The 24,222-nt window shown below is 56.5% G+C and carries 31 protein-coding genes and 1 tRNA gene; 22 read left to right on the top strand and 10 right to left on the bottom strand.

All coding sequences use genetic code 11. The annotated features are described in order from the left end of the window. Positions 1-18: 18 nt before the first annotated feature. A complete protein-coding gene (gene csrA, locus FQ182_RS27715; RefSeq protein ID WP_149414778.1) occupies positions 19-213 on the bottom strand; it encodes a carbon storage regulator CsrA in 195 nt (64 codons plus the stop codon). 263 nt (positions 214-476) lie between these two features. On the opposite strand from csrA, the gene FQ182_RS27710 reads away from it, so the two are divergent. Continuing rightward, positions 477-842, top strand: coding sequence for an SPOR domain-containing protein (locus tag FQ182_RS27710; protein WP_149414796.1), 366 nt, complete (start codon positions 477-479; stop codon positions 840-842). Between the two features lie 45 nt (positions 843-887). Here FQ182_RS27710 and FQ182_RS27705 read toward each other — a convergent pair whose 3' ends face one another. The 3 genes from FQ182_RS27705 to FQ182_RS27695 all read right to left on the bottom strand — a co-directional run bounded on the left by FQ182_RS27705 (position 888) and on the right by FQ182_RS27695 (position 3,153). Further along, positions 888-1,577 carry an endonuclease gene (locus FQ182_RS27705; RefSeq protein ID WP_149414777.1) on the bottom strand — a complete coding sequence of 230 codons (690 nt, stop codon included), beginning with the start codon at positions 1,575-1,577 and terminating at the stop codon, positions 888-890. Between the two features lie 4 nt (positions 1,578-1,581). Continuing rightward, positions 1,582-1,833: a DUF1654 domain-containing protein gene (locus FQ182_RS27700; RefSeq protein WP_178114547.1), complete on the bottom strand. Its 252-nt coding sequence runs from the start codon at positions 1,831-1,833 to the stop codon at positions 1,582-1,584. Positions 1,834-2,064: 231 nt separating this feature from the next. Next, positions 2,065-3,153, bottom strand: coding sequence for an asparaginase (locus FQ182_RS27695; protein ID WP_149414775.1), 1,089 nt, complete (start codon positions 3,151-3,153; stop codon positions 2,065-2,067). A gap of 568 nt (positions 3,154-3,721) precedes the next feature. Here FQ182_RS27695 and FQ182_RS27690 point away from each other — a divergent pair. Genes FQ182_RS27690 through FQ182_RS27660 form a run of 7 tightly spaced genes read left to right on the top strand, consistent with a single transcriptional unit; the run spans position 3,722 to position 10,652 of the window. Further along, positions 3,722-4,681, top strand: a complete 960-nt coding sequence (locus FQ182_RS27690; protein WP_149414774.1) for a sugar ABC transporter substrate-binding protein — start codon at positions 3,722-3,724, stop codon at positions 4,679-4,681. A 58-nt stretch (positions 4,682-4,739) separates the two neighbouring features. Then, positions 4,740-6,293 carry a sugar ABC transporter ATP-binding protein gene (locus FQ182_RS27685; RefSeq protein WP_149414773.1) on the top strand — a complete coding sequence of 518 codons (1,554 nt, stop codon included), beginning with the start codon at positions 4,740-4,742 and terminating at the stop codon, positions 6,291-6,293. After that, positions 6,290-7,264, top strand: a complete 975-nt coding sequence (locus tag FQ182_RS27680; protein WP_149414772.1) for an ABC transporter permease — start codon at positions 6,290-6,292, stop codon at positions 7,262-7,264. Before FQ182_RS27685 ends, FQ182_RS27680 begins: the two co-directional genes overlap by 4 nt. A 3-nt stretch (positions 7,265-7,267) precedes the next feature. Next, entirely contained in the window at positions 7,268-8,275 is a 1,008-nt protein-coding gene (locus FQ182_RS27675; protein ID WP_149414771.1) for a LacI family DNA-binding transcriptional regulator, read from the top strand. 12 nt (positions 8,276-8,287) lie between these two features. Further along, positions 8,288-9,205: a ribokinase gene (gene rbsK / locus FQ182_RS27670; RefSeq protein ID WP_149414770.1), complete on the top strand. Its 918-nt coding sequence runs from the start codon at positions 8,288-8,290 to the stop codon at positions 9,203-9,205. Continuing rightward, positions 9,202-9,597 (top strand): D-ribose pyranase, encoded by a 396-nt coding sequence (rbsD, locus tag FQ182_RS27665; protein WP_149414769.1) that lies wholly within the window; start codon positions 9,202-9,204, stop codon positions 9,595-9,597. The genes rbsK and rbsD overlap by 4 nt, the downstream gene beginning before the upstream one ends. A 26-nt stretch (positions 9,598-9,623) precedes the next feature. Beyond that, positions 9,624-10,652, top strand: a complete 1,029-nt coding sequence (locus FQ182_RS27660) for a nucleoside hydrolase (RefSeq protein ID WP_149414768.1) — start codon at positions 9,624-9,626, stop codon at positions 10,650-10,652. A gap of 33 nt (positions 10,653-10,685) precedes the next feature. Here FQ182_RS27660 and FQ182_RS27655 read toward each other — a convergent pair whose 3' ends face one another. Further along, positions 10,686-10,898: a hypothetical protein gene (locus FQ182_RS27655; RefSeq protein WP_149414767.1), complete on the bottom strand. Its 213-nt coding sequence runs from the start codon at positions 10,896-10,898 to the stop codon at positions 10,686-10,688. 146 nt (positions 10,899-11,044) lie between these two features. Between FQ182_RS27655 and FQ182_RS27650 the strand changes: the two genes are divergently transcribed. Continuing rightward, positions 11,045-11,350: a hypothetical protein gene (locus tag FQ182_RS27650; protein ID WP_149414766.1), complete on the top strand. Its 306-nt coding sequence runs from the start codon at positions 11,045-11,047 to the stop codon at positions 11,348-11,350. Between the two features lie 166 nt (positions 11,351-11,516). Beyond that, positions 11,517-11,837: an I78 family peptidase inhibitor gene (locus tag FQ182_RS27645; protein ID WP_149414765.1), complete on the top strand. Its 321-nt coding sequence runs from the start codon at positions 11,517-11,519 to the stop codon at positions 11,835-11,837. A gap of 73 nt (positions 11,838-11,910) precedes the next feature. Here the strand turns inward: FQ182_RS27645 and FQ182_RS27640 are convergent, their stop codons facing one another. Both FQ182_RS27640 and FQ182_RS27635 read right to left on the bottom strand, forming a co-directional pair. Next, complete coding sequence (locus FQ182_RS27640; RefSeq protein ID WP_133102922.1) at positions 11,911-12,123, bottom strand: cold-shock protein; 213 nt, start codon at positions 12,121-12,123, stop codon at positions 11,911-11,913. 289 nt (positions 12,124-12,412) lie between these two features. Then, positions 12,413-12,745, bottom strand: a complete 333-nt coding sequence (locus FQ182_RS27635) for a hypothetical protein (RefSeq protein ID WP_149414764.1) — start codon at positions 12,743-12,745, stop codon at positions 12,413-12,415. A 370-nt stretch (positions 12,746-13,115) separates the two neighbouring features. Here FQ182_RS27635 and thrS point away from each other — a divergent pair, with 370 nt between their 5' ends. From thrS to FQ182_RS27590, 9 genes are all read left to right on the top strand, one after another. Continuing rightward, positions 13,116-15,038 carry a threonine--tRNA ligase gene (thrS, locus tag FQ182_RS27630; protein WP_149414763.1) on the top strand — a complete coding sequence of 641 codons (1,923 nt, stop codon included), beginning with the start codon at positions 13,116-13,118 and terminating at the stop codon, positions 15,036-15,038. Next, a complete protein-coding gene (gene infC, locus FQ182_RS27625) occupies positions 15,038-15,589 on the top strand; it encodes a translation initiation factor IF-3 (RefSeq protein WP_172668659.1) in 552 nt (183 codons plus the stop codon). Before thrS ends, infC begins: the two co-directional genes overlap by 1 nt. A gap of 60 nt (positions 15,590-15,649) precedes the next feature. After that, positions 15,650-15,844 (top strand): 50S ribosomal protein L35, encoded by a 195-nt coding sequence (gene rpmI / locus FQ182_RS27620; protein WP_003442181.1) that lies wholly within the window; start codon positions 15,650-15,652, stop codon positions 15,842-15,844. 29 nt (positions 15,845-15,873) lie between these two features. Continuing rightward, positions 15,874-16,230 carry a 50S ribosomal protein L20 gene (rplT, locus tag FQ182_RS27615; RefSeq protein ID WP_133102919.1) on the top strand — a complete coding sequence of 119 codons (357 nt, stop codon included), beginning with the start codon at positions 15,874-15,876 and terminating at the stop codon, positions 16,228-16,230. Positions 16,231-16,339: 109 nt separating this feature from the next. Continuing rightward, entirely contained in the window at positions 16,340-17,356 is a 1,017-nt protein-coding gene (gene pheS, locus FQ182_RS27610) for a phenylalanine--tRNA ligase subunit alpha (RefSeq protein ID WP_133102918.1), read from the top strand. A 26-nt stretch (positions 17,357-17,382) separates the two neighbouring features. Further along, positions 17,383-19,761 carry a phenylalanine--tRNA ligase subunit beta gene (pheT, locus tag FQ182_RS27605; RefSeq protein ID WP_149414762.1) on the top strand — a complete coding sequence of 793 codons (2,379 nt, stop codon included), beginning with the start codon at positions 17,383-17,385 and terminating at the stop codon, positions 19,759-19,761. Between the two features lie 3 nt (positions 19,762-19,764). After that, positions 19,765-20,067, top strand: coding sequence for an integration host factor subunit alpha (gene ihfA, locus FQ182_RS27600; protein WP_002553164.1), 303 nt, complete (start codon positions 19,765-19,767; stop codon positions 20,065-20,067). Continuing rightward, entirely contained in the window at positions 20,048-20,404 is a 357-nt protein-coding gene (locus FQ182_RS27595) for a MerR family transcriptional regulator (protein WP_149414761.1), read from the top strand. The genes ihfA and FQ182_RS27595 overlap by 20 nt, the downstream gene beginning before the upstream one ends. A gap of 90 nt (positions 20,405-20,494) precedes the next feature. Continuing rightward, positions 20,495-20,571 (top strand) — tRNA-Pro (locus FQ182_RS27590). Positions 20,572-21,535: 964 nt separating this feature from the next. Here FQ182_RS27590 and FQ182_RS27585 read toward each other — a convergent pair. The 3 genes from FQ182_RS27585 to FQ182_RS27575 form a co-directional block, all read right to left on the bottom strand. Next, on the bottom strand, positions 21,536-21,934 hold the full coding sequence (locus tag FQ182_RS27585; RefSeq protein WP_149414760.1) for a DUF488 domain-containing protein: 399 nt from the start codon (positions 21,932-21,934) through the stop codon (positions 21,536-21,538). A 130-nt stretch (positions 21,935-22,064) separates the two neighbouring features. Next, a complete protein-coding gene (locus FQ182_RS27580; protein ID WP_149414759.1) occupies positions 22,065-22,352 on the bottom strand; it encodes a type II toxin-antitoxin system RelE/ParE family toxin in 288 nt (95 codons plus the stop codon). Continuing rightward, positions 22,342-22,629 carry a type II toxin-antitoxin system Phd/YefM family antitoxin gene (locus tag FQ182_RS27575; protein WP_149414758.1) on the bottom strand — a complete coding sequence of 96 codons (288 nt, stop codon included), beginning with the start codon at positions 22,627-22,629 and terminating at the stop codon, positions 22,342-22,344. Before FQ182_RS27575 ends, FQ182_RS27580 begins: the two co-directional genes overlap by 11 nt. Before the next feature lie 354 nt (positions 22,630-22,983). Between FQ182_RS27575 and FQ182_RS27570 the strand changes: the two genes are divergently transcribed. The 3 genes from FQ182_RS27570 to FQ182_RS27560 all read left to right on the top strand — a co-directional run bounded on the left by FQ182_RS27570 (position 22,984) and on the right by FQ182_RS27560 (position 24,014). Further along, positions 22,984-23,223, top strand: coding sequence for a phage antirepressor KilAC domain-containing protein (locus tag FQ182_RS27570; protein ID WP_256666364.1), 240 nt, complete (start codon positions 22,984-22,986; stop codon positions 23,221-23,223). Positions 23,224-23,358: 135 nt separating this feature from the next. Then, complete coding sequence (locus FQ182_RS27565; RefSeq protein ID WP_149414757.1) at positions 23,359-23,703, top strand: toxin; 345 nt, start codon at positions 23,359-23,361, stop codon at positions 23,701-23,703. Beyond that, the gene (locus FQ182_RS27560) at positions 23,700-24,014 is read left to right on the top strand and encodes a DNA-binding transcriptional regulator (RefSeq protein ID WP_149414756.1); all 315 of its coding nucleotides are present in this window, start codon (positions 23,700-23,702) and stop codon (positions 24,012-24,014) included. Before FQ182_RS27565 ends, FQ182_RS27560 begins: the two co-directional genes overlap by 4 nt. Positions 24,015-24,222 lie beyond the last annotated feature (208 nt).

Raw genomic sequence — 24,222 nt, 5'->3', positions numbered from 1 at the left:
CTGGCTACTGGAGAAGCTTCAAGGTGTTTCGTGTTTGTCCGGGGCAGTCAGGCCCGCCTGGATGCGTTGGTAGATCTCTTCACGATGCACTGCAACATTCTTGGGCGCATTGATGCCGATTCTCACTTGCTGGCCGCTAACGCCCAGAATGGTGATCGTAATGTCATCACCGATGTTTATGCTTTCACCAACTTTGCGGGTGAGTATCAGCATGGACTTCTCCTTGATTGCTTTGAAGGACAAATGTTTCAGACAGGGCAGATGTCGGTTGTGTGTAGCTTGCTGTGACGCGCTTCCCTGTGGCAGCTTCTTTTAGGACGCATAGAGGCCGCATTAATTCCCATGGCGCCATCATACAGGTCTGAGAAACATCATTCGCATTGTTTAAGCCAGCGTTTATGACGGCCAGAATAGACAGTGAATGATAAAGTTGCCTCTTTGATTCTTAAAGGAGCAGGGCAGTGCGTAAAGTAGCGATGGCAATTGTGGTGTTGGCATTGGCTGGTTGTGGTGAAGGTCGCAGTGTTGATACCCCCAGGGCCAAGCCTGCAGCCGCTGAGGTCCAGCCCCAGGCGTCAACGATTGGAGCCCAGGAGTGGGACGTATGGGTAGGCCCGCCAGACCATAAGCTGCAGGCGTTGACGGATCTGACCGCGTGGTTGCTCGAACATGGATTCAGTTTTTATCTGGTCAAGGAAGACGGCAAGGATCAGGTTCTGATGGGGCCTTTCAGCAGCAAGGCCGAGGCCGAGGCGAAGCAGGTACAGTTAACGGAAAAACTGGCCAAGGCCAAGAAAAATGACACTGTGTCGCAGGTCATCGAACACAAGGTCGCACAGTAAGAAGAGGGCGAGCGCACATATAAGGTTCCGCTCGCCTACTCTCATTCAGTCGCAGGCTTTCAAGTTCACCGGGCCGACGAACTCATTGCCGCGTCCCATCACACACGCCACGGTTTGATTGCGCTGGCGTTCCCAGGGCTGTGCCGGATAGGTCTTGTTCCAGGCTTCGTACAACTGACGGTCCTGTTTCGACAGGCGCAAGCCGTACTGTTTGCTCATATAGAAGTACGTCCGGGCGATCATGCCGCGTATGGACGGTCGGGGCATGACCTTCTTGGCCTTGAAGTCCACCTGGGTCAGGCATGAACCGTATTGCCCGCTTTGCACCGGCAGCCAGCCAAAACTGAAGTTGCTGCGATCGCCGTTGACCTCGCCGATGCTCGGCACCAAGTTGTGCAGATCCGCTTCGGCACGCTTGTAGACGGCGTCGTAGCGGGTGCAGTTCTTGCGTCCGCCGTCCTGCCAACACTGGCGTTGATGGCCGATCTGCCAAGCAGGAACAATGTGTTCCCATTCAATCCGTGCCGCGCGGTTGGCGTTTTTGCGTGGGATGTAGCCGCAGGCTTTCAGGTCCACCCGGTTTGCGGTGTATTTGCATCCACAGTAGAACTCCGTGGATTGCGGGGCGTAGAGCTTCCAGGCGATTTTCTTGGCTTCACTGAAGGTTCGGGGTGCCTGGGCATGAGCGGTGATAGCGAAAAAAAGGCACAGCACGGTAAAGAAACGCACACTCATTGAATCAATCTTCCTTCGGCACAACCCAGAAAATATGCACGCCGCCGTCATCACGATGGGCAAGGGTGACGTTGTCGTTTTCTGCAATCTCTTCCAGCAATCGCTCCCATTCATCCACTGGCTCATCCGGCAAACGGAAGATCAAGGCTGCCTTGGCTTTCTGAGCGTTGGTCGAATTGATGATTTTCTGCACGCGAACCGCCAGGAGTTCGTAGGCATCAGGAGGTTTCGGTGCTGCTTGGGAAGGCTTTGCCACGGAGTAGTCCTTATTAAGCTGTACGAACATACAGTATTTAACTGTGAGCAAATTCGCAACTGCTTAAAATTCAATAAGGCCCCTATGACAATGATTTATCGGTTTTTGTGCAAGATGACTTTGTTTTTTAAGGTTTTTTACGAAGAGGTGAAGCGGGGGGGGCGTTGACCCACCCGCGAAGCGCCGCGAGTGGGGGATGGCCTGGCCGTTAAAGGCCGGGCCGGGGAGGGATCAATATTCCCAGAATATACGTTGCAGTTCCTTGCTGTCCTGGGTCTTGGTCAGGGCGACCATGGCCAGGATGCGGGCTTTCTGCGGGTTCAGATCATGGGCAACAACCCAGTCATACTTGTCGTCAGGCTGTTCGGCGTTACGCAGAACGAAACCGCCGGCATTGACGTGGGAAGAGCGAATGATCTGCACGCCATCCTTGCGCAGGGCCTGCAGGGTTGGCACGACCTTGGAAGACACCGAACCGTTGCCAGTGCCGGCGTGGATGATGGCTTTGGCGCCAGCCTGAGCCAGGGCCTTGTAGGCGGTGTCGCTCACGTTGCCGTAGGAGTAGGCGATTTCGACGTCTGGCAGGCTTTTGATGGTCTTGATGTCGAATTCCGAATCCATGGTATGACGCTTGGCAGGCAGGCGGAACCAGTAGGACTTGCCTTCAACGACCATACCCAGAGGGCCCCAGGCACTTTTGAACGCTTCGGTCTTGATGTTGATCATTTTGCTGACGTCGCGACCCGACTGGATCTCGTCGTTCATGGTCACCAGGACGCCTTTGCCGCGAGCATCTTTGCTGCTGGCTACTGCGACGGCGTTGTACAGGTTGAGCATGCCGTCAGCCGACATAGCAGTACCCGGACGCATCGAGCCGACCACGACGATTGGCTTGTCGGTTTTTTCCACCAGGTTGAGGAAGTAAGCGGTTTCTTCCAGTGTGTCGGTACCGTGGGTGATCACGATGCCGTCCACGTCTTTGCTGTCGGCCAGTTCAGCGACGCGACGACCCAGTTGCAGCAGGTTTTCGTTGGTGATGCTTTCGGAAGCAATTTGCATCACTTGCTCGCCGCGCACATTGGCGATCTGGCTGAGCTCAGGAACACCGGCGATCAATTGCTCGATGCCTACTTTGGCGGCCTGGTAGGTCGCACTGTTGGCCGCGCTGGCGCCAGCGCCGGCAATGGTGCCGCCGGTGGCAAGGATCACCACGTTGGAGAGTTTGGTCTTGCTTTCAACTTCTTTTGCCTGGGCGGCAACAGGGAAGAGCAGCAGTAGGGCTAAAGCGCCCGGGACAAAGTGCTTGAGTGCAGGTTTCATTATTTTTCTCTCTAGTTTTGATGAGTGCTTGTGCCAATTCATCTAGAAACACCACGGGCTGCGATGAACGCCGCGACGAGGTGTTGAGTGAGAGCAGGATTTGTACCAGCAGTATTTTGTTCTGGTAATTAATTTAACTTATTGATTTAAAACAATATTTATTTTAGCTGACAGATGCTTTTTTCAATTGTTGTCCGAGTTTCCGAACATAGGCACCTTCTAATGTTCGGTTGTCCGAAAGCATGATGGAAAAATCCCTTTGGTCATCAGTGACATGTTCACCCCATCTGTCGTTTTAGAGAACGATCGGCTGTCAGAGATGTTTAAAGGGTAATGACAATAGTCTGTAGGGCGGAACGCAGAGCGCGTGTAGAAAAAGGACTTTTCTTTCGTTGACAAAACTCGACATAATTCGCATAGTTTGACTAACGCAAACGTTTGCGAGACGTTTCATGGGTCACTTTCTGGGTGACGTGAAAGCTCGTATAAGCCGCCCGGGTGGGCTGGCTGGCGAAGCACTATTCGGTGCAAGCGTTACTCACAATAATCATAAGAACGGAGTGAACCCATGAAGCTGCCATTCTCTGGACGTCTTCTTGCTGTCGCTGTGCTTGCTGCCGCATCTGCCGCTTTGCCCCTCTCCCACGCATTTGCCGATGAAACCGCCGCCAAACCCAAGGTCGGCCTGGTGATGAAATCCCTAGCCAACGAATTCTTCGTCACCATGCAAGACGGCGCCAAGGAGTACCAGAAAGCTCACTCCGCCGACTTTGACATGATCACCAACGGTATCAAGAACGAAACCGATACCTCCGCCCAGATTGATATCGTCAATCAGATGATTCTGGCCAAGGTTGACGCACTGGTCATTGCGCCTGCTGACTCCAAGGCGCTGGTATCGGTCCTGAAGAAGGCCTCCGATGCCGGTATCAAGATCGTCAACATCGACAACCGTCTTGATCCTGGCGTGTTGAAAAGCAAATCTCTCGATATTCCCTTCGTAGGCCCTGACAACCGCAAGGGGGCCCGCCTGGTCGGTGAATACCTGGCCAAGCAGCTGAGTGCTGGCGATAAAGTCGGCATCATTGAAGGTGTATCGACCACCACCAACGCCCAGCAGCGTACCGCTGGTTTCAAGGATGCAATGGCGGCCGCCAAGATCGATGTGGTGACCCTGCAGTCCGGTGAGTGGGAAATCGACAAAGGCAACAAGGTTGCCGCTGCAATGTTAAGCGAGTACCCGGATCTCAAGGCATTGCTGGCGGGTAACGACAACATGGCGGTAGGTGCTGTTTCTGCCGTTCGTGCCGCGGGCAAGGCTGGCAAGGTCCAAGTGGTTGGCTACGACAACATCGATGCCATCAAACCCATGCTTCAAGACGGTCGTGTCCTTGCAACCGCCGACCAGGCGGCTGCAAAGCAAGCGGTTTTCGGTATCGAAAGCGCTCTGAAACTGGTCAAGGGCGAAAAAGTCGATGCCGTAGACGGCATGATCGAAACGCCGGTCGAACTCATCCTCAAGAAGTAATTCCTGGCTGCACAAAACAGCGTCCGCTCGTTTTGTGCGGACGCCTGGAGACCTTCCTATGTCATCTTGCGCACCGGACGCTGTCCTCTCGGTCAGCGGTATCGGCAAGACTTATGCCCAACCGGTTCTGTCTGACATCACCCTGACGCTCAATCGTGGGGAAGTGTTGGCGCTGACCGGTGAAAATGGTGCGGGCAAAAGTACCTTGTCGAAAATCATCGGCGGGCTGGTCACGCCGACCACCGGACAGATGCAATTCAACGGTCAGGATTATCGTCCGGGCAGTCGTGCCCAGGCCGAAGCGTTGGGCGTACGCATGGTCATGCAGGAACTCAACCTGCTGCCCACCCTGACGGTGGCCGAGAACCTGTTCCTGGACAACCTGCCCAGCCACGGTGGCTGGATCAGCCGCAAGCAACTGCGCAAGTCGGCTATCGAGGCCATGGCTCAAGTGGGGCTGGATGCCATCGACCCTGACACCCTGGTCGGCAGCCTGGGCATCGGCCACCAACAGATGGTCGAAATCGCCCGCAACCTGATCGGCGACTGTCATGTGCTGATCCTCGACGAGCCCACGGCCATGCTGACGGCCCGTGAAGTCGAGATGCTGTTCGAACAAATCACCCGTCTGCAGGCCCGGGGCGTGGCGATCATCTACATTTCCCACCGGCTGGAAGAGCTGGCCCGTGTCGCCCAACGCATTGCGGTACTGCGTGACGGCAACCTGGTCTGCGTCGAGCCGATGGCCAATTACAACAGCGAGCAACTGGTCACGCTGATGGTGGGTCGCGAACTGGGCGAACACATTGACTTGGGGGCGCGCACCATCGGCGCGCCGGCCTTGACCGTGAAAAGCCTGACCCGCTCGGACAAGGTCCGCGACGTGTCCTTTGAAGTACGCGCCGGCGAAATCTATGGCATCTCGGGCCTGATCGGCGCCGGTCGCACCGAGTTGTTGCGGCTGATCTTCGGCGCCGACCTGGCCGACAGCGGTACCGTCGCGCTGGGGTCGCCAGCCCAGATGGTGAGCATCCGCTCGCCTGCGGACGCAGTCGGTCATGGAATCGCGCTGATCACCGAGGACCGCAAGGGCGAAGGCCTGCTGCTGACTCAATCCATCAGCGCCAATATTGCCTTGGGCAACATGCCGGAAATCTCCAGTGCTGGCCTGGTCAATGGTCGTGATGAGACCGCCTTGGCCGAACGTCAGATTGCTGCCATGCGTATCCGCAGTTCCAGCCCGGCGCAACTGGTGTCCGAGCTGTCGGGTGGCAATCAGCAGAAGGTGGTGATTGGCCGCTGGCTTGAGCGTGATTGCTCGGTGCTGCTGTTCGATGAGCCGACCCGGGGCATCGATGTCGGTGCCAAGTTCGATATTTATGCCTTGCTCGGCGAATTGACCCGCCAGGGCAAAGCGTTGGTGGTGGTCTCCAGTGATCTGCGTGAGTTGATGCTGATCTGTGACCGGATTGGTGTGCTGTCCGCCGGCCGCTTGATCGAGACCTTCGAGCGCGACAGCTGGACCCAGGACGAATTGCTCGCCGCCGCCTTTGCCGGTTATCAGAAACGTGATGCGTTGCTCAACGAAGCGGCGCCCAGGAATACCCTATGAAAACAACTTCTCCTGCAAAACCTGGTGGCAACTTCTATGGCTTGGGCACCTATCTGGGCCTGGCCGGTGCCTTGCTGGCGATGATTGCGCTGTTCTCGTCCCTGAGCAGTCACTTTTGGTCCTATGACACCTTCAGCACTATCGCTAATCAGATTCCCGACTTGATGGTGTTGGCGGTGGGCATGACCTTCATCCTGATCATCGGCGGCATCGACCTGTCGGTGGGCTCGGTACTGGCTCTGGCGGCATCGGCGGTCAGCGTGGCAATCCTCAGTTGGGGTTGGAACGTTGTGCCGGCCGCGTTGCTGGGCATGGGCTGTGCTGCACTGGCCGGGACCGTCACCGGTTCCATCACCGTGGCCTGGCGGATTCCCTCGTTCATCGTTTCCCTCGGCGTGCTGGAAATGGCTCGCGGTGTGGCGTACCAGATGACCGGCTCGCGCACCGCTTATATCGGTGATTCCTTTGCCTGGCTGTCGAACCCGATCGCTTTCGGCATTTCGCCGTCGTTCATCATTGCCTTGCTGGTGATCATCGTTGCCCAGGCCGTGCTGACCCGCACCGTGTTCGGTCGCTACCTGATTGGCATTGGCACCAACGAAGAAGCCGTCAGGCTGGCGGGGATCAATCCAAAACCCTACAAGATTCTGGTGTTCAGCCTTATGGGGCTGCTGGCTGGCGTTGCCGCACTGTTCCAGATCTCGCGGCTGGAAGCGGCGGACCCGAACGCCGGTTCCGGCCTGGAGCTGCAGGTGATCGCCGCAGTCGTGATCGGCGGCACCAGCCTGATGGGCGGCCGCGGCTCGGTCATCAGTACGTTCTTCGGCGTGCTGATCATTTCCGTATTGGCGGCAGGCCTGGCACAGATCGGCGCCACTGAGCCGACCAAGCGCATCATTACCGGTGCGGTGATCGTGATCGCGGTGGTGCTCGACACCTACCGCAGTCAGCGCGCCAGCCGGCGAGGCTGAGTCATGGCCACGATCAAGGATGTGGCGGCGCTCGCGGGTATTTCCTACACCACCGTGTCTCATGTGGTGAACAAGACGCGCCCGGTCAGCGAGCCTGTGCGGATCAAGGTCGAGGCGGCGATCAAGCAGCTGGACTACGTTCCCAGCGCTGTCGCGCGGTCGCTTAAGGCCAATACCACCGCCACCATCGGTCTGCTGGTGCCCAACAGCCTCAACCCGTATTTCGCGGAGCTGGCCAGGGGCATCGAGGATTGCTGCGAGCGTAATGGCTACTGCGTGATCCTCTGCAACTCCGACGATAACGCCGAGAAGCAGCGCAGCTATTTAAGGGTGTTGCTGGAAAAGCGCATCGACGGCTTGATCGTCACCTCTGTTGGCGGCGATGACAGCGGCCTGACCTCAGGCTTGAAAGCGGTGCGCATCCCTATGGTGATTGTCGACCGTGGGCTGGATGGCATTGATGTCGATCTGGTGCGTATCGACCACGAGCACGGCGCTTACCTGGCGACTCGGCATCTACTGGAGTTGGGCCACCGAGACATCGCCTGCATTGGCGGCCCCGCTCATACCCGTGTGGCGCAAATGCGTCTGGCCGGATATTGCCGAGCCCTGCGCGAAGCTGATGTTGAAGTGCCGGCGAGCCGCATGCTGGAAAGTGACTTCACCAGCACCGGCGGCTACGCGGCGGCCGTACAGTTGCTGACGGTCAATCCCCCTAGTGCGATTTTTGCCGGAAACGACATGATTGGTTTCGGCGTATTGCGGGCGGCCGCCGAGCGCAATATTCGCGTGCCCGGCGAGTTGTCGGTCATCGGTTTCGATGACATTCAAATGAGCCGTTACGTCTACCCGGCGCTGACCACGGTCGGCCAGTCGATCCTGCAACTGGGGGAGATGGCGGCGGAGCTTTTACTGCGACGGATTGCGACACCACAACTGCCGATCGATCAACGAATCGTGACGCCGAGCATTGTTTTGCGTGAGTCGACAGCATCGCTGAGTCGAATTTAAGAGTATTGATGTATGCCAGCAAAAGTAGTGGTAGTAGGCAGCCTGAACATGGACCTGGTCACTCGCGCCAGTCGGCTGCCCCATGCCGGTGAAACCCTGATCGGCCAATCGTTCTCCACGGTTGCGGGCGGCAAGGGCGCCAATCAGGCCGTTGCCTCGGCACGCCTGGGGGCCGACGTTGCGATGATTGGCTGTGTAGGTACCGATGCCTATGGTGCCCAATTGCGCGACGCGTTGCTGGCCGAAGGCATCGATTGCCAGGCGGTCAAAGAAGTGGTGGGCTCCAGTGGTGTCGCTCTGATTGTGGTCGATGACAGTAGCCAGAATGCGATTGTCATTGTCGCCGGCAGCAATGGCGAACTGACACCGGCGTCGTTGCAGTCGGTGGACGACGTGCTGCAGGCTGCCGACGTCATTGTCTGCCAGCTCGAAGTGCCGATGGACACCGTGGGTCATGCTCTCAAGCGCGGGCGCGAACTGGGCAAAACGGTGATCCTCAATCCTGCCCCGGTCAGTGGTCCGTTGCCCGCGCACTGGTACGCCTCCATCGACTACCTGATTCCCAACGAAAGCGAAGCCTCGGCCTTGAGTGGCGTGCTGGTCGACTCGCTGGAAAGTGCCAAGGTCGCCGCCACGTGTCTGATCAAGGCTGGCGCCGGGAAGGTGATTATTACCCTCGGTTCACAGGGCGCACTGTTCGCCGATGGCCAGGGCTTTGAGCATCTGCTGGCACCCAAGGTCAAGGCGGTCGACACCACGGCGGCGGGCGACACCTTTGTCGGCGGTTTTGCCGCGGCATTGGCCAGCGGCCAAAGCGAAGCCCAAGCCATCCGCTTTGGTCAGGTCGCGGCAGCCTTGTCGGTCACCCGTGCCGGCGCGCAACCCTCCATTCCCACGTTGCACGACGTTCAAGGTTTTGTTCCCTCATGAAAAAGACTCCCTTGCTCAATATTGCCTTGTCGCGGCTGATCGCTTCCCTGGGGCATGGCGACATAGTGGTGATCGGTGATGCCGGTCTGCCGGTGCCACCAGGCGTTGAGTTGATTGATCTGGCGCTGACCAAGGGTATTCCCGATTTCATCAGCACCTTGCGCATCGTCCTCAGCGAAATGCAGGTCGAGAGCCATGTGCTGGCCGAAGAAATCCTGCTCAAGCAACCTCCTGCGCTGGCCGAACTCAACACGCTGACCGACCTAGGCGCACGTCGTCTGTTGAGTCATGAAGAATTCAAGGTCCTGAGCCGCAAGGCCCGGGCGGTAGTGCGTACTGGCGAGTGCCAGCCCTACTGCAACATCGCGCTGGTCTCCGGTGTGACCTTCTAGCATTTCCCAACGACAAGGAGTGTGTCATGCAACGTAGTACCCAAACCCTGCGACATCTGTTCCGGAGTGTGCTGCTTTTGTCCGTGCTAACTGCTGCAAGCGCCCAGGCGGCGGAAAAAATTGACCTGATCATCGACACTGATCCGGGGGCCGACGATGTGGTCGCGTTGCTGTTTGCCATGGCCTCCCCTGAAGAACTGAACATCCGCGCGCTGACTACCGTGGCCGGCAACGTGCGCCTGGACAAGACCTCGCGTAACGCGCGACTGGCTCGTGAGTGGGCAGGGCGCGAGGACATTCCGGTCTACGCTGGCGCACCGGCACCGCTGCTGCGCACGCCGATCTACGCCGAGAACATCCACGGTAAGGAAGGCATCTCCGGTGTCACCGTGCATGAGCCGAAAAAAGGCCTGGCCGAGGGTAATGCCGTTGACTACCTGATCAAAACACTGAGTACTGCCAAGCCCCATAGCATCACCATCGCCATGCTCGGCCCACAGACTAACCTGGCTCTGGCGCTGACCCAGGCACCCGAGATCACTCAGGGCATCAAGGAAGTGGTCGTGATGGGTGGCGCACACTTCAATGGCGGCAACATTACGCCGGTGGCCGAATTCAACCTGTTCGCAGATCCTATCGCGGCTGAAATCGTGCTCAAAAGTGGCGTCAAGCTGACTTACCTGCCGTTGGACGTGACCCATAAGGTTCTCACCAGCGAAGCGCGCCTGAAGAAAATCGCTGACTTGAAGAACAACGCCAGCAAGGTTGTCGGCGATATCCTCAACGAGTACGTCAAGGGCGATATGGAACACTACGGCATTCCCGGCGGCCCAGTGCATGACGCCACCGTGATTGCTTACCTGCTCAAGCCTGAACTGTTCACCGGGCGCCAAGCCAATATGGTGGTGGATAGCCGCGAAGGCCCGACCTTCGGCCAGACCATCGTCGATTGGTACGACGGCCTCAAGCAGGAAAAGAATGTGTTCTGGGTTGAAAACGGCGACGCCCAAGGCTTCTTCGACCTGCTGACCGCACGTCTTGCGCGTCTGAAGTAAACTGCTTGCCGGTCGGTGTTCGCCGGCCGGGTCTTATTCGCGTTCGGGGTCTTGTGCCCCCATGTGATCGGTCGGATATTTCTCGAATATCTGGCCGATGAACGCTTGCGCGGCCTGGGCTCCCAGTTCCTTGACAAGCAGGTCTATGCCGATGATTGCCAGCTCCTCAGGGCTGCCGGGGCTGTATGAGCTTTGCCCTTGAGGCCACTTGGCTTTGATGTCGGCATGGATGGTTACGGTGGTCATGGGTGTCTCACGAGTTTGAAAGGCTGGGCAGTGCGTTCTCTAGCCTGGCGAGTTAACCATTTTGCGCGACGTTTGGCACTGCTACTTAGGCATGAGGGGAGGGCTGTGCGACACTGGCGACCTGTTTAATTGCCAGGGCAAACCGCGTGCAGATCGATTTGAACAACTCCGAGAACCTCACGCTGGAAGCTGTTCGCCAGCTGTTGGCGTCCGCCAGCGACGACGTGCACACCCAATTGCGGGTCACCAGGGCCGGTATTGCCTACATCTCTTCAGGGGTGGTGGGCGGTGTCGATATCGACGGCTTGCTGTTTCGTCTGGAGACTTGGGCGGCCGGTTCCGGCTATGTCGGCAATGTGGCGGCCAGCGACGCAGTCTGGGTAACGCAGATTTTCAACGCGCTGAAACAGAACTGGCCAACTCCACCGTTTGATTACATCGATATCTACTGAGTGCTCGTTCATATCTGGTGACGATTGATTCGGCGATCACAGGCGGCGAGTCAGGCAGACTTGCCCGTGACGACAGTCTGGAGGTTGCGCAGCGCTCACCTCTTGAAACCAATCAACCAAATAGCTGTCGCACGATCTCTGTCTATTTTTTATCAAAGGAGGCTTCATGCCTTGGAAGCTCGCATCATTCGGTACCTTGTTGGCAGCAGCCCTGTTGGCCGGCTGCAGCACCCCTGGTATCTCTGAGCCGGCCAAAGACACAGCCGTGACCAACGCCGGTCATAGCCGCTGTGAGTCGAAGGCTGCCGAGTTCGCGATCGGCAAGAAAGCCTCGCCCGAATTGCTGGAGCAGGCCCGTACTCGTGCCGGTGCGCAGAACGCGCGGATTCTCAAGCCTAACGACATGGTTACCCTGGAGTACCGCTCCGACCGCTTGAATCTCAACACGGATGACAACCTGGTGATCAATCGCGTCAATTGTGGCTGAGCGATCCAGGCTTTTGCAGCGCCCATAAAAAACCCCGTCACATGGACGGGGTTTTTTTAGTTCTGCTCAGAAATTACTCTGCGCGAACTTGCTCAGCTTGCATACCTTTTTGGCCTTTCGCAGCCACGAAGGAAACGGCTTGGCCTTCTTTCAGGCTTTTGAAACCGTCGCTTTCGATAGCTTTGAAGTGTACGAACAGGTCGTCACCGCCACCTTGAGGAGTGATGAAGCCGAAGCCTTTTTCATCGTTGAACCATTTAACGGTGCCGGATTGGCGATTAGACATGGTGTATCTCCAAGAAACATATATTTTCAGTAGTGCTGTGCTGCTCAGGCCAACTGGGCACACCGAGCTATCATAGTCGAAATGTTCGGCTTGGGAGCCCCCCCAAGGCATTGTTTGCAAATCAATAACGTTGCATTTGGTGATCTTGGCGGCTGAAAGCCCCGGTTTACGGGGCTTTTGCGCGAAATGTCAGTTGTTAAAAAAAGCCGTAAAAGCTGTGTAAATTGTGAGAAAAGGCAGCTTTAAGGGTGTTTTTTGGTCTAAAAGCGGCTCTGTTTCAGTGTCTGTATTACTTCTGAACCACCTTGCACGAGGAAATTGCAGCGATCGCTTTGTTCTGAAGCTCAACTTTTGCATCCCGATTGGTCATGAGTTGATTGATCTCATCGGAGCTGAGTTCGGCATTGATTTTGTCTGCACCGCACTCACAGTGCTGTTTTGCAATGGTGTCCCTTTCTTTTTCGTTTTTTGCTTTGATGTTCTGCCTGGCTCCTGCCGAACAGTCTTTGATGAAGTTGTCTCGTTGACCTGCGGGCCAGTTGCTGGGTGCGGCAGCTTGTGCGCCCAGTGGCAGCAACAGGGCAAAAGGAATGGCAAAGGCGAAAAACTGTTTAAGACGCATAGTGGGATGCTCCCTGGAGGTCGTAGAACGGGTGACGATTCTCAGTGTCTTTGAGGCCTTCCGTACAGCCCAAGTTCACTCTGGCGTCCAAAAGCCCGGAATTTGCCTTTCAGCGGCCAAGGGCTGCCGCGGCGACCGTTCATCTGTGCTAGCATCTTCAGCTTGGCTATTTTCGGGCGTGCCATTTGCCGCCTTGCCATGTTCCTTTTGTTTAACTCCAGTCACTCTGATTCGATTTTCCGGTTGGCCGCAAGGCTCCTGCCGCTGTAAGGCAGGCGTTCGTCATTGAATGGCTGGAGTTGGATCTTGTACTGGCTCATCCCAACCCACGTGACCTTTGGTAGGGGTCACCACTAGGAGAGGAGGCGCCATGCCAACTATTACTCTTCCCGACGGCAGTCAACGTTCATTCGATCATTCGGTTTCCGTAGCCGAGGTCGCCGCATCCATTGGTGCGGGCCTGGCCAAGGCCACCGTGGCCGGCAAGGTCGACGGCAAGCTGGTTGACGCCAGTGACCTGATCACCGGCGATGTCAGCCTGCAAATCATCACTCCCAAGGATCAAGAGGGGCTGGAGATCATTCGCCACTCTTGCGCGCACCTGATTGGCCATGCGGTCAAGCAGCTGTACCCAACGGCGAAAATGGTGATCGGCCCGGTCATCGACGAAGGCTTCTATTACGACATCGCCTACGAGCGTCCTTTCACTCCGGACGACCTGGCGGCTATCGAGCAGCGTATGCACGCGCTGATCGAGAAAGATTACGACGTCATCAAGAAAGTCACTCCGCGCGCCGAAGTGATCGACGTGTTCACCGCTCGCGGCGAAGACTACAAGCTGCGTCTAGTCGAGGACATGCCGGACGAACAGGCCATGGGCCTGTATTACCACGAAGAATACGTCGACATGTGCCGTGGTCCGCACGTGCCGAACACGCGCTTCCTCAAGTCCTTCAAGCTGACCAAGCTCTCCGGTGCCTACTGGCGCGGCGATGCGAAGAACGAGCAACTGCAGCGGATCTACGGTACTGCCTGGGCTGACAAGAAGCAGCTGGCTGCCTACATCCAGCGCATAGAAGAAGCCGAGAAACGCGACCATCGCAAGATCGGCAAGCGCCTGGGCTTGTTCCACGTCCAGGAAGAGTCGCCAGGCATGGTGTTCTGGCACCCGAACGGCTGGACCTTGTACCAGGTGCTTGAGCAGTACATGCGCAAGATTCAGCGCGACAACGGTTACCTGGAGATCAAGACGCCTCAGGTCGTTGACCGCAGCCTGTGGGAAAAATCCGGGCACTGGGCCAACTACGCTGACAACATGTTCACGACCCAGTCGGAAAACCGTGACTACGCCATCAAGCCGATGAACTGCCCGTGCCACGTACAGGTGTTCAACCAGGGCCTGAAGAGCTACCGCGAATTGCCGATGCGTCTGGCCGAGTTCGGTGCCTGCCACCGCAATGAGCCGTCGGGTGCGTTGCACGGCATCATGCGCGTGCGTGCGTTTACTCAGGACGACGCCCACATCTTCTGCACCGAAGAGCAGATGCAGGCCGAATCCGCTGCGTTTATCAAGCTGACCATGGACGTCTACCGCGACTTCGGCTTTACCGAAGTCGAAATGAAGCTGTCCACTCGTCCGGAAAAACGCGTCGGTTCCGACGAACTGTGGGATCGCGCCGAAGCTGCACTGGCCGCAGCCCTTGATAGCGCGGGCCTTGCGTACGATCTGCAGCCGGGCGAGGGTGCCTTCTACGGCCCGAAAATCGAGTTCTCACTGAAAGATTGTCTTGGTCGTGTCTGGCAATGTGGTACTTTGCAGCTCGATTTTAACCTGCCTATCCGTCTGGGAGCCGAATACGTCTCCGAAGACAACAGTCGCAAGCACCCGGTCATGTTGCACCGGGCGATCCTTGGGTCCTTCGAACGTTTCGTTGGAATCCTGATCGAGCACTACGAGGGTGCGTTCCCTGCGTGGCTGGCTCCGACCCAGGCAGTGATCATGAATATCACTGATAAACAGGCAGAATTTGCTGCTGAAGTTGAAAAAACTCTCAATGAAAGCGGATTTCGTGCCAAGTCTGACTTGAGAAATGAAAAGATCGGCTTTAAAATCCGCGAGCATACTTTGCTCAAGGTTCCTTATCTCTTGGTTATTGGAGATCGGGAAGTCGAGATGCAGACTGTCGCTGTGCGTACTCGTGAAGGTGCTGACCTGGGCTCGATGCCCGTCGCCCAGTTCGCTGAGTTTCTCGCGCAAGCGGTTTCCCGGCGTGGTCGCCCAGATTCGGAGTAATTATTATTAAGCGTGAAATGAGACAAGATAAACGAGCTGCACCGAAAGCCCCGATCAACGAGAATATCTCGGCACGCGAGGTTCGGTTAATTGGGGCTGAGGGTGAGCAGCTTGGGATTGTGTCAATTGAAGACGCGCTTCTTAAGGCTGAAGAAGCCAAACTGGATTTGGTGGAAATTTCCGCCGATGCAGTACCCCCTGTTTGCAAGCTGATGGACTACGGTAAATCGATCTTCGAGAAGAAGAAGCAGGTTGCCGCAGCCAAGAAAAACCAGAAGCAGATTCAGGTTAAAGAAATCAAGTTTCGTCCAGGGACGGAGGAAGGGGATTACCAGGTAAAACTGCGCAACCTGGTACGTTTCCTGAGTGATGGGGACAGGGCCAAGGTATCCTTGCGATTCCGCGGCCGTGAGATGGCCCACCAGGAGCTGGGGATGGAACTCCTCAAGCGAGTTGAAGGTGACTTGCTTGAGTACGGTTCGGTCGAACAGCATCCTAAGATGGAAGGACGCCAGCTTATTATGGTCATCGCCCCGAAAAAGAAGAAGTAATCAATAGGGCACGGCAGGCCTTCTGATTATATTTATCAACTGAATGCGGAGTATCCGAACATGCCAAAGATGAAAACTAAAAGTGGTGCTGCTAAGCGGTTTCTGAAAACTGCTAACGGTATCAAGCACAAACACGCTTTCAAGAGCCATATCCTGACCAAAATGTCGACCAAGCGTAAGCGTCAACTGCGCGGTAGCAGCTTGCTGCATCCGTCTGACGTCGCAAAAGTCAAGCGCATGCTGCGCCTTTGCTAATTTTTGGTTAAGAATAGAGGAAGTAACTCATGGCTCGTGTAAAGCGTGGCGTCGTTGCCCGTAAGCGTCACAAAAAAATTCTGAAACTTGCTAAAGGCTACTATGGTGCGCGTTCACGCGTATTCCGTGTCGCCAAGCAAGCGGTAATCAAGGCTGGCCAATACGCCTACCGTGACCGTCGTCAGAAGAAACGTCAGTTCCGCGCTCTGTGGATCGCTCGTATCAACGCTGGTGCTCGTGTTAACGGTCTGTCCTACAGCCGTTTCATTGCTGGCCTGAAGAAAGCGTCCATCGAGATCGACCGTAAGGTTCTGGCTGATCTGGCAGTGAACGAAAAAGCGGCGTTTGCTGCGATTGTCGAGAAAGCTAAAGCCACCTTGGCTTAAGTACCCCCGACAGTCACCTTGGGTCGCTTCCGTGGCCCAAGGTGTTAAACGTCTTAAATAGGGGAAGAGCCTTCAAGCTCTTCCCCTATTTTGTATCTGGAGTCTGTACATGGAAAACCTGGATGCGCTGGTCTCTCAAGCACTAGAGGCTGTGCAAAGCGCTGAAGATATCAATGCCCTGGAGCAAATCCGGGTTCAGTACCTTGGCAAAAAGGGTGAATTGACTCAGGTGATGAAGACCCTGGGGAATTTGCCGGCAGAAGAGCGCCCGCAAGTCGGTGCGCAGATCAACGTTGCCAAGGAGCGTGTCACAGAGGTTCTTAATGCGCGCAAGGCGTTGTTTGAGGGGGCCGATCTAGCGGCCAAGCTCGCCGCCGAGTCCATTGACGTGACCCTGCCGGGCCGTGGCCAGACCTCAGGCGGCCTGCATCCGATTACCCGGACTCTGGAACGTATTGAGCAGTTTTTCACCCACATCGGCTACGGCATCGCCGAAGGCCCTGAGGTCGAAGACGATTATCACAACTTCGAGGCGCTCAACATCCCAGGCCATCACCCGGCCCGTTCGATGCATGACACCTTCTATTTCAATGCGAACATGCTGTTGCGCACCCATACCTCGCCGGTACAGGTCCGCACCATGGAATCGCAGCAGCCGCCGATCCGCATCGTCTGTCCAGGCCGTGTGTACCGTAGCGACTCCGATATCACCCACTCGCCGATGTTCCACCAAGTCGAAGGCCTGCTGGTCGATCGCGACATCAATTTCGCCGACCTGAAAGGCACCATCGAAGAGTTCCTGCGGGTGTTCTTCGAAAAAGAACTGGCGGTGCGTTTCCGACCTTCGTACTTCCCGTTCACCGAGCCATCCGCTGAAGTCGACATGGAATGCGTGATGTGCAGCGGTAAAGGCTGCCGTGTCTGCAAGCAGACCGGCTGGCTGGAAGTCATGGGCTGCGGCATGGTTCACCCCAACGTGCTGCGCATGTCCGGGATCGACCCGGAAGAGTTCTCGGGCTTTGCCTTCGGCATGGGCGTTGAGCGTCTGGCCATGCTGCGTTACGGCGTGAACGACTTGCGTCTGTTCTTCGACAACGACTTGCGGTTCCTCGCGCAATTTCGCTAGTCGTAACGAACCTTTAGGAGAGCAGGATGAAATTCAGTGAACAATGGCTGCGCGGCTGGGTAAGCCCGCAGGTAGATCGCGACGAGCTGGTTGCCCGTCTGTCGATGGCCGGTCTTGAGGTCGATAGCGTTACGCCGGCCGCCGGTGTTTTCAGTGGCGTGGTAGTGGGCGAGGTGCTGAGCACCGAGCAACACCCTGATGCTGACAAGTTGCGTGTGTGCCAGGTCAGTAATGGCACGCAAACCTTCCAGGTCGTGTGCGGAGCGCCGAACGTGCGTCCGGGCCTGAAGATCCCGTTCGCCATGATCGGTGCCGAACTGCCGGGCGACTTCAAAATCAAGAAAGCCAAGCTGCGGGGCGTTGAGTCCAACGGCATGCTGTGCTCCCAGGCCGAGCTTCAGGTTGGTGAAGGCAACGACGGCTTGATGGAGCTGCCGGCCGACGCACCCGTGGGCCAGGACATCCGCGCCTACCTGGAACTGGAAGATGCCAGCATCGATGTCGACCTGACCCCGAACCGTGGCGACTGCTTGTCCTTGGCTGGTCTGGCCCGCGAAGTCGGTGCTCTGTATGCCGCTGCTGTTACCCGTCCGGTCGTTGCAGTAGTACCTGCAGTGCATGACGAAGTCCGTCCAGTCGAAGTGCTGGTGCCTGCTGCTTGCCCACGTTATTTGGGGCGCGTCATCCGCAATGTCGATCTGTCCAAGCCAACACCGCTGTGGATGGTTGAGCGTCTGCGCCGTGCCGACGTACGCAGCATCGACGCGGCTGTCGACATCACCAACTACGTGATGTTGGAGCTGGGCCAACCGCTGCACGCATTCGATCTCGCCGAAATCAATGGCGGCATCCGCGTACGCATGGCCGAGGAAGGCGAGAAACTGGTATTGCTCGACGGCCAGGACGTCACCCTGCGTAGCGACACCCTGGTGATCGCTGACCACTCCCGCGCCCTGGCTATTGCCGGCGTGATGGGTGGCGAGCACAGTGGCGTTTCTGCGACCACTCGTGACGTATTTCTAGAGAGCGCGTTCTTCGACCAGATCGCCGTTGCCGGCCAGGCCCGCTCCTATGGTCTGCACACCGATGCTTCGCACCGCTACGAGCGTGGCGTGGACTGGCAACTGGCCCGTGAAGCCATGGAGCGCGCCACTGGCCTGCTGCTGGAAATCACCGGTGGCGAAGCTGGCCCGATCACCGAAACCGTCAGCGAGCAGCATCTGCCATCGGTTGCGCCGATCACCTTGCGTGCGCAGCGTGTTGAACAAATGCTGGGTTTGGTTATTGAAGACGCTGAAATCGTGCGTCTGCTGTCGGCCTTGGGCTTGGGTATTTCTGCTGACGGAGCAGGGCAGTGGCGCGTAGAAGTGCCAAGCCATCGCTTCGATATCAGCCTCGAAGTCGACCTGATCGAAGAACTGGCCCGCCTGTACGGCTACAACCGTCTACCGGTTCGTTACCCGCAAGCGCGCTTGGCCCCACAAGCCAAGCCCGAAGCCCGTGCCCATCTGCCCGAGCTGCGTCGCCTGCTGGTGGCCCGTGGTTATCAGGAAGCAGTGACGTACAGCTTCATCGACCCGAAACAGTTCGAACTGTTCAATCCGGGTGTTGAGCCGCTGCTGCTGGCTAACCCGATCTCCAACGACATGGCTGCCATGCGTTTGTCCTTGTGGCCAGGTCTGGTAAAGGCACTGTCCTACAACCTGAACCGTCAGCAGGATCGTGTACGGATGTTCGAAAGCGGCCTGCGTTTCGTCGGTCAGCTGGAAGGTTTGAAGCAAGAGCCGATGCTGGCTGGCGTAGTCTGCGGCAGCCGTCTGCCGGAAGGCTGGGCACAGGGTCGCGATGCGGTGGACTTCTTCGACGTCAAGGCTGACGTGGAAGCGGTGTTGGGCTTTGCCGGTGCGCTGGGCGCGTTCACTTTTGTCCCTGGCAGTCACCCGGCGTTGCACCCGGGCCAGACCGCGCGCATCGAGCGTGAAGGTCGTCTGGTAGGCTTCGTTGGCGCCATCCACCCCGAATTGTCGAAAACCCTCGGTCTTGACCGTCCGGTCTTCGTTTTCGAGATGGTACTGGCCGAAGTAGCGTCGGGCAAGATGCCTAAATTCGGCGAGTTGTCGCGTTTCCCTGAAGTGCGCCGTGACCTGGCCTTGGTAGCCGATCGTGAGGTGTCCGCCAGCGCCGTTCTGGAGGTAATCCGTGAAAATGCAGGGGAATGGCTGACAGACCTCAGGTTATTTGACGTTTATCAGGGTAAAGGCATTGATCCGCATAGAAAAAGCCTTGCAGTTGGCTTGACCTGGCAGCATCCATCGCGCACTCTTAATGACGATGAGGTGAATACCACGACGCAAAATATCCTCACCTCGCTCGAACAAAGGTTGAACGCCACGTTAAGGAAGTGACGTATGGGGGCTTTGACGAAAGCTGAGATGGCGGAACGTCTGTATGAAGAACTGGGCCTGAACAAGCGCGAGGCCAAGGAATTGGTCGAGCTGTTTTTTGAAGAAATCAGGCACGCTCTAGAAGACAACGAACAGGTCAAATTGTCCGGTTTCGGCAATTTTGACCTGCGGGACAAACGCCAGCGGCCTGGCCGCAATCCAAAAACGGGAGAAGAAATCCCGATCACGGCTCGCCGTGTGGTCACCTTTCGTCCAGGGCAGAAGTTGAAGGCCCGAGTTGAGGCTTATGCTGGAACCAAGTCATAACGACGAACTACCCGTCATCCCAGGCAAACGCTACTTCACCATTGGTGAAGTCAGCGAGCTCTGTGCGGTTAAACCCCACGTGCTGCGCTATTGGGAGCAGGAGTTTCCTCAACTCAACCCCGTCAAACGCACCGGGAACCGTCGGTATTATCAGCGCCAGGATGTGCTGATGATCCGACAGATCCGCGCGTTGCTTTACGACCAGGGGTTCACCATCAACGGCGCGCGCCAGCGTATGTCCGGTGATGAAGCCAAAGACGACACCACCCAATACAAGCAAATGATCCGCCAGATGATCTCCGAACTCGAAGATGTGCTGGTGGTTTTGAAGAAATAACTCCGGCTTTTAAAATACTTCCACATTTCAAAAGCTTGCGGTATATTCCTGACCGCTTCGTTGCGAAGCGAACCCAGTTTCACGCCTAGTCGGGGCGTAGCGCAGTCCGGTAGCGCACTAGCATGGGGTGCTAGGGGTCGAGTGTTCGAATCACTCCGTCCCGACCATATTTTTCAATGACTTAGCCGAACTCTTATAAGTTCGGCTTTTTCATGTTTGGAAAATTACTCCCACATTTACTCCCACGGATATCTTGGATCTCGGTAGCTATACCATCTGAGAGGCGTTCAAGTTTCGTGTCTTCTAGTCGCCCCCTACCAATGCAAGAATCTAAAGATGCGAAGACGTTCGTCAGTGGGTTACCGATCTGGACATTCCGCGAGGCAAGCTTCGGGCTATGACTATAGGTAGCGCGGAGCTCTCTGTTGCTGGTGAGGTGATCCGGACGTCGCTCAGACTCCGGTAGAGTCATCGGATATCACATGCTTCCCGCGACGGAGGTTCGTGTCGATGGGGACTATGAACTTCTTGGTGATGGAAGCTCGGGGCCGATCACGCGCATTAACCTGATTGATAAAGTTATGGATGCCATGCTTACGTGATTGCGGCGCCGGAAAGCTTGGTGAATCCGATGCCTGTAAATACAGTCAAGCTCGTTTTCTCCAAAGAACATCTGAACAGGGCTCTAGATCAACGATTTTAGGCTGAAAACGATTGGGGCTGCCCCCATATTTGCCCCCGCTTGCACGCGGTATACGAGCGAGTGTGAACGGGCATCCTGACTCATCCAGTATGGCACTGGGTGGTTTCCGGTGTGACGCCCCATTTGAAATTGGCAGGTACGCCCGGAATGATCGCCGTCGATCGCATGGTGCAGGTAGCGCATGCTGCAACAGGTGACGTGTCTTGTGCTTATTGGTCACTCCGCGACGTTAAGATCCTTGTTACACGCTCCTCATTCCAGTCTGGCACCTGTCATGATCAACCTCCTCAGTGGTGGCGACTTCGTTCCGACGTAGCGTAAAGTGGCTCTCTGCCATCCAAGGCCAAGTGCACATTAGTAATAGTGCCGGTCTCAGGCGTGAATAGCACACCACTTCGCTCTCGCGGAGAGCCTACCTATGAGCGAGCCTAATTAAGATCCCCTGCATAACACACCGGGGAGCTTGGGCTTCCGCCCCGATCAAGTTCGTCTTCCAGCCACTGCGCCAGGACCTGGGCATTGTTATGTTGCTCGTCTTTGGCCGAGTAAATCAGTGTGAGCGTACCGGTTCGGGCCCTATCAAGCAGTTTCCACCAATGTTCTGGCCGGGCAGTCAGCTCTTGCTGATAGCGGGTACGAAAGGTCTCGAAGCCAAATTCGGCGTGTTTGAACGCTCGCCGCAGTTCGTTTGAGGGCGCGACATCGCGCAGCCATTCATCCAGCGGCAACTGCTCCTTACGACAGTTGCGCGGCCACAGACGATCAACCAGCACCCGATAACCATCGTTGGCGTCTGCGGGGCTGTAGGCGCGCTTGCATTGAATCATTGCGTTACCTCTCTCACAGGCCTGTCTCGTGAAATCATAGACGATCGATACCTCCCCTTTCGGCTATCCCAGCTCCTTGTGAAGACCCTTTAAGCCCGCCTTCCCCATCGCGGGCTTTTCTTTGTCTGCTCTACCGCTTCCCTGCCTGCTCATACACCGAGCTGCGCTCGCGCTTACCGATGGCCAGCACCAGGATCACGATTCGCTCGTCCTCTACGCGGTACACCAGCCGATACCCAGCCCCGCGCAATTTGATCTTGTAGCAGTCCTTCAGGCCGTGAAGGGCATCGCCTGGCACGCGTGGACCGCTCTGTCGCTCCTGTAGCTTTCGCAGGAACTGGAGGCGGATGGCGCCGTCGAGCTTTCGAAGCTCCTTCAGCGCTTTTGGGTCCCACTCAACGCTGAACTCAGTGGCCATTAGCGATATCGGCCTCGGCCTCGCCAATGAGGTCGTCGAGCGATACGCGGATAGGTGCTTCCTTGGCGTCGAGTCGGGCCTTGGCTACTTGTCCCAGCTCCAAGTCGTCCAGGCGCTCAACCATCGCCTCGTAGATATCAGCTGGGACCATGTAGCCCATGACGCGGTTGTGGTTCAGTACGGCCACGGCCGAGCCATTGGCGCCGCTCAGGACCGCCGACGGGTTCTTTTTGAGCTCGGATACGCTGACGGCCACATCAGCCAGAATATTTTGCATGGATAAGACTCCTATATAGGTCTTTATTTTGGTCTTTTATTTCCATGCAGGCAAGGGGGCAGAATCTCAGCTCCATGTTCAGGTCCAGTCAATGCACTGATAGTGCTAGATCTGGCGCCGGACCTTTTCGTTTCAGGATGACGGGAGGAGGGCGATCAGTTCATCTCGAGAGGCAATGTCTTTTTCCAGATAAGAAGATCCGGAGTGTGTCAAAGCCAGTTGTTCACCCCGCGCTTCCACGATGTCCACCACCCCAAGCAGGGCAAGTAAGTCGACCCCTTCGACTCTACCTATCTCCGGGGCTTCGAAGTCATCTTCATCAGTATATTGGGCCGCTAGCTCTTGAGCTTCATCGTGGGACTCAAGCAGTTCTATACCAGGCTGCTGCAGTTCATGCGACAGAAGGGCTGGGTCACCCGGTCGAACGAGCCGTACCAGGCGAAGATCGAGGTCGGCCTGCTGGATGTGAAGCTCGGTACCTTCGAACATCCAATCGACGGCACGATCCCGACATGCTCGACGCTGATTACCGGGAAAGGCCTGACGAAGCTGGAAGCGTTGTGGCGGGAGAGGGACGCTGACTTATTGGCGTAGGAGTGAAAAGAGCCCGGCCTAGAGCCGGGCTTTTGATTGGAGCTCTGGTAAATCTTGATGGCGTAACGGTGGGCTGGCAGATGGCCCTCGTTGTTACGCCTTTAAATGTAAGCAAATTGCGTATACTTATGCCCAGTGAAAACAGTCTTCTTTGAAACCTCAAGCTTCACCGCCACCGTAGGTGATTACCTGACTGACGATGAGTATCGGCAGCTTCAGACGGAAATGCAGGCGAATCCTGAGGCGGGCGATGTAATGCCACGTACGGGCGGCTTCAGAAAGCTCCGTTGGCAGGACATTCGTCGTGGGAAGGGAAAGCGTGGCGGGCTTCGTGTCATTTACTACTGGTTGCTTAATGACGAACAGTTTTGGATGTTTTCGATCTGTGACAAGGATGAAATGGCGAACCTGACCGCTGATCAGGAGAAGGCACTGAAAGCTGCTATTGATGCAGAGCTGAAAAAACGAGGTGGGAAATGAAAAAGCGCGATCTGTTTGCTGAGCTGATGCAAGGTGTAAGCGAGATGGGCGAGCATCGGAAGGGGAAGATTACTCTTCGCCAATACGAAGTGGAGGCTCTTGCACCTCCAGAGGTGACAGCTGCTGAGATCATTTCCATCCGTGAAAAGCTTCACATGTCGCAGCCAGTGTTCGCCAGGCAGATCAGGGCCAGCCCTGACACGCTGAAAAACTGGGAACAATCGAAGTCCAAGCCCAATGCTCAGGCGGCACTGCTGATTAAGCTGGTTCAGCGCTTCCCCGACATGGTTGAGCGTCTTAACACCGTTTGAATTGAGAGTTACTCCAAAGCCCGGCCAAGTGCCGGGCTTTCTGCATCTGGCTCAAGCCTTTTCGGCGTTGGCTTTCTCTAGCTGTCAATCAGCGTCCAATAGTTTCCAGGTAACAGCGTCCAAAACTTTCCAGTTGGCTACGCGATTTTCATCTGTTTCTTGCGCTGTTTGAAGCGGAACGAATCATTGCCGGTTTCTAGAATTTCGC

Source organism: Pseudomonas sp. ANT_H4 (genome assembly GCF_008369295.1).
In the GTDB taxonomy this organism is placed as follows: domain Bacteria; phylum Pseudomonadota; class Gammaproteobacteria; order Pseudomonadales; family Pseudomonadaceae; genus Aquipseudomonas.
The sequence above is the reverse complement of the archived record's forward strand: the minus strand, read 5'-3'. Positions and strand labels throughout refer to the sequence as shown.

Bases quoted from the DNA above. Each gene is read 5' to 3' on its own strand.
- rplT (WP_133102919.1), top strand. From the start codon at position 15,874: ATGGCTCGTGTAAAGCGTGGCGTCGTTGCCCGTAAGCGTCACAAAAAA.
- thrS (WP_149414763.1), top strand. From the start codon at position 13,116: ATGCCAACTATTACTCTTCCCGACGGCAGTCAACGTTCATTCGATCAT.
- FQ182_RS27580 (WP_149414759.1), bottom strand. From the start codon at position 22,352: ATGGCCACTGAGTTCAGCGTTGAGTGGGACCCAAAAGCGCTGAAGGAG.
- FQ182_RS27595 (WP_149414761.1), top strand. From the start codon at position 20,048: ATGCTGGAACCAAGTCATAACGACGAACTACCCGTCATCCCAGGCAAA.
- FQ182_RS27690 (WP_149414774.1), top strand. From the start codon at position 3,722: ATGAAGCTGCCATTCTCTGGACGTCTTCTTGCTGTCGCTGTGCTTGCT.
- FQ182_RS27640 (WP_133102922.1), bottom strand. From the start codon at position 12,123: ATGTCTAATCGCCAATCCGGCACCGTTAAATGGTTCAACGATGAAAAA.
- FQ182_RS27660 (WP_149414768.1), top strand. From the start codon at position 9,624: ATGCAACGTAGTACCCAAACCCTGCGACATCTGTTCCGGAGTGTGCTG.
- FQ182_RS27585 (WP_149414760.1), bottom strand. From the start codon at position 21,934: ATGATTCAATGCAAGCGCGCCTACAGCCCCGCAGACGCCAACGATGGT.
- rbsK (WP_149414770.1), top strand. From the start codon at position 8,288: ATGCCAGCAAAAGTAGTGGTAGTAGGCAGCCTGAACATGGACCTGGTC.
- FQ182_RS27655 (WP_149414767.1), bottom strand. From the start codon at position 10,898: ATGACCACCGTAACCATCCATGCCGACATCAAAGCCAAGTGGCCTCAA.
- FQ182_RS27710 (WP_149414796.1), top strand. From the start codon at position 477: ATGGCAATTGTGGTGTTGGCATTGGCTGGTTGTGGTGAAGGTCGCAGT.
- FQ182_RS27685 (WP_149414773.1), top strand. From the start codon at position 4,740: ATGTCATCTTGCGCACCGGACGCTGTCCTCTCGGTCAGCGGTATCGGC.
- FQ182_RS27680 (WP_149414772.1), top strand. From the start codon at position 6,290: ATGAAAACAACTTCTCCTGCAAAACCTGGTGGCAACTTCTATGGCTTG.
- FQ182_RS27675 (WP_149414771.1), top strand. From the start codon at position 7,268: ATGGCCACGATCAAGGATGTGGCGGCGCTCGCGGGTATTTCCTACACC.
- FQ182_RS27645 (WP_149414765.1), top strand. From the start codon at position 11,517: ATGCCTTGGAAGCTCGCATCATTCGGTACCTTGTTGGCAGCAGCCCTG.
- FQ182_RS27560 (WP_149414756.1), top strand. From the start codon at position 23,700: ATGAAAAAGCGCGATCTGTTTGCTGAGCTGATGCAAGGTGTAAGCGAG.
- FQ182_RS27695 (WP_149414775.1), bottom strand. From the start codon at position 3,153: ATGAAACCTGCACTCAAGCACTTTGTCCCGGGCGCTTTAGCCCTACTG.
- ihfA (WP_002553164.1), top strand. From the start codon at position 19,765: ATGGGGGCTTTGACGAAAGCTGAGATGGCGGAACGTCTGTATGAAGAA.
- pheS (WP_133102918.1), top strand. From the start codon at position 16,340: ATGGAAAACCTGGATGCGCTGGTCTCTCAAGCACTAGAGGCTGTGCAA.
- rbsD (WP_149414769.1), top strand. From the start codon at position 9,202: ATGAAAAAGACTCCCTTGCTCAATATTGCCTTGTCGCGGCTGATCGCT.
- FQ182_RS27575 (WP_149414758.1), bottom strand. From the start codon at position 22,629: ATGCAAAATATTCTGGCTGATGTGGCCGTCAGCGTATCCGAGCTCAAA.
- FQ182_RS27705 (WP_149414777.1), bottom strand. From the start codon at position 1,577: ATGAGTGTGCGTTTCTTTACCGTGCTGTGCCTTTTTTTCGCTATCACC.
- pheT (WP_149414762.1), top strand. From the start codon at position 17,383: ATGAAATTCAGTGAACAATGGCTGCGCGGCTGGGTAAGCCCGCAGGTA.
- FQ182_RS27635 (WP_149414764.1), bottom strand. From the start codon at position 12,745: ATGCGTCTTAAACAGTTTTTCGCCTTTGCCATTCCTTTTGCCCTGTTG.
- csrA (WP_149414778.1), bottom strand. From the start codon at position 213: ATGCTGATACTCACCCGCAAAGTTGGTGAAAGCATAAACATCGGTGAT.
- rpmI (WP_003442181.1), top strand. From the start codon at position 15,650: ATGCCAAAGATGAAAACTAAAAGTGGTGCTGCTAAGCGGTTTCTGAAA.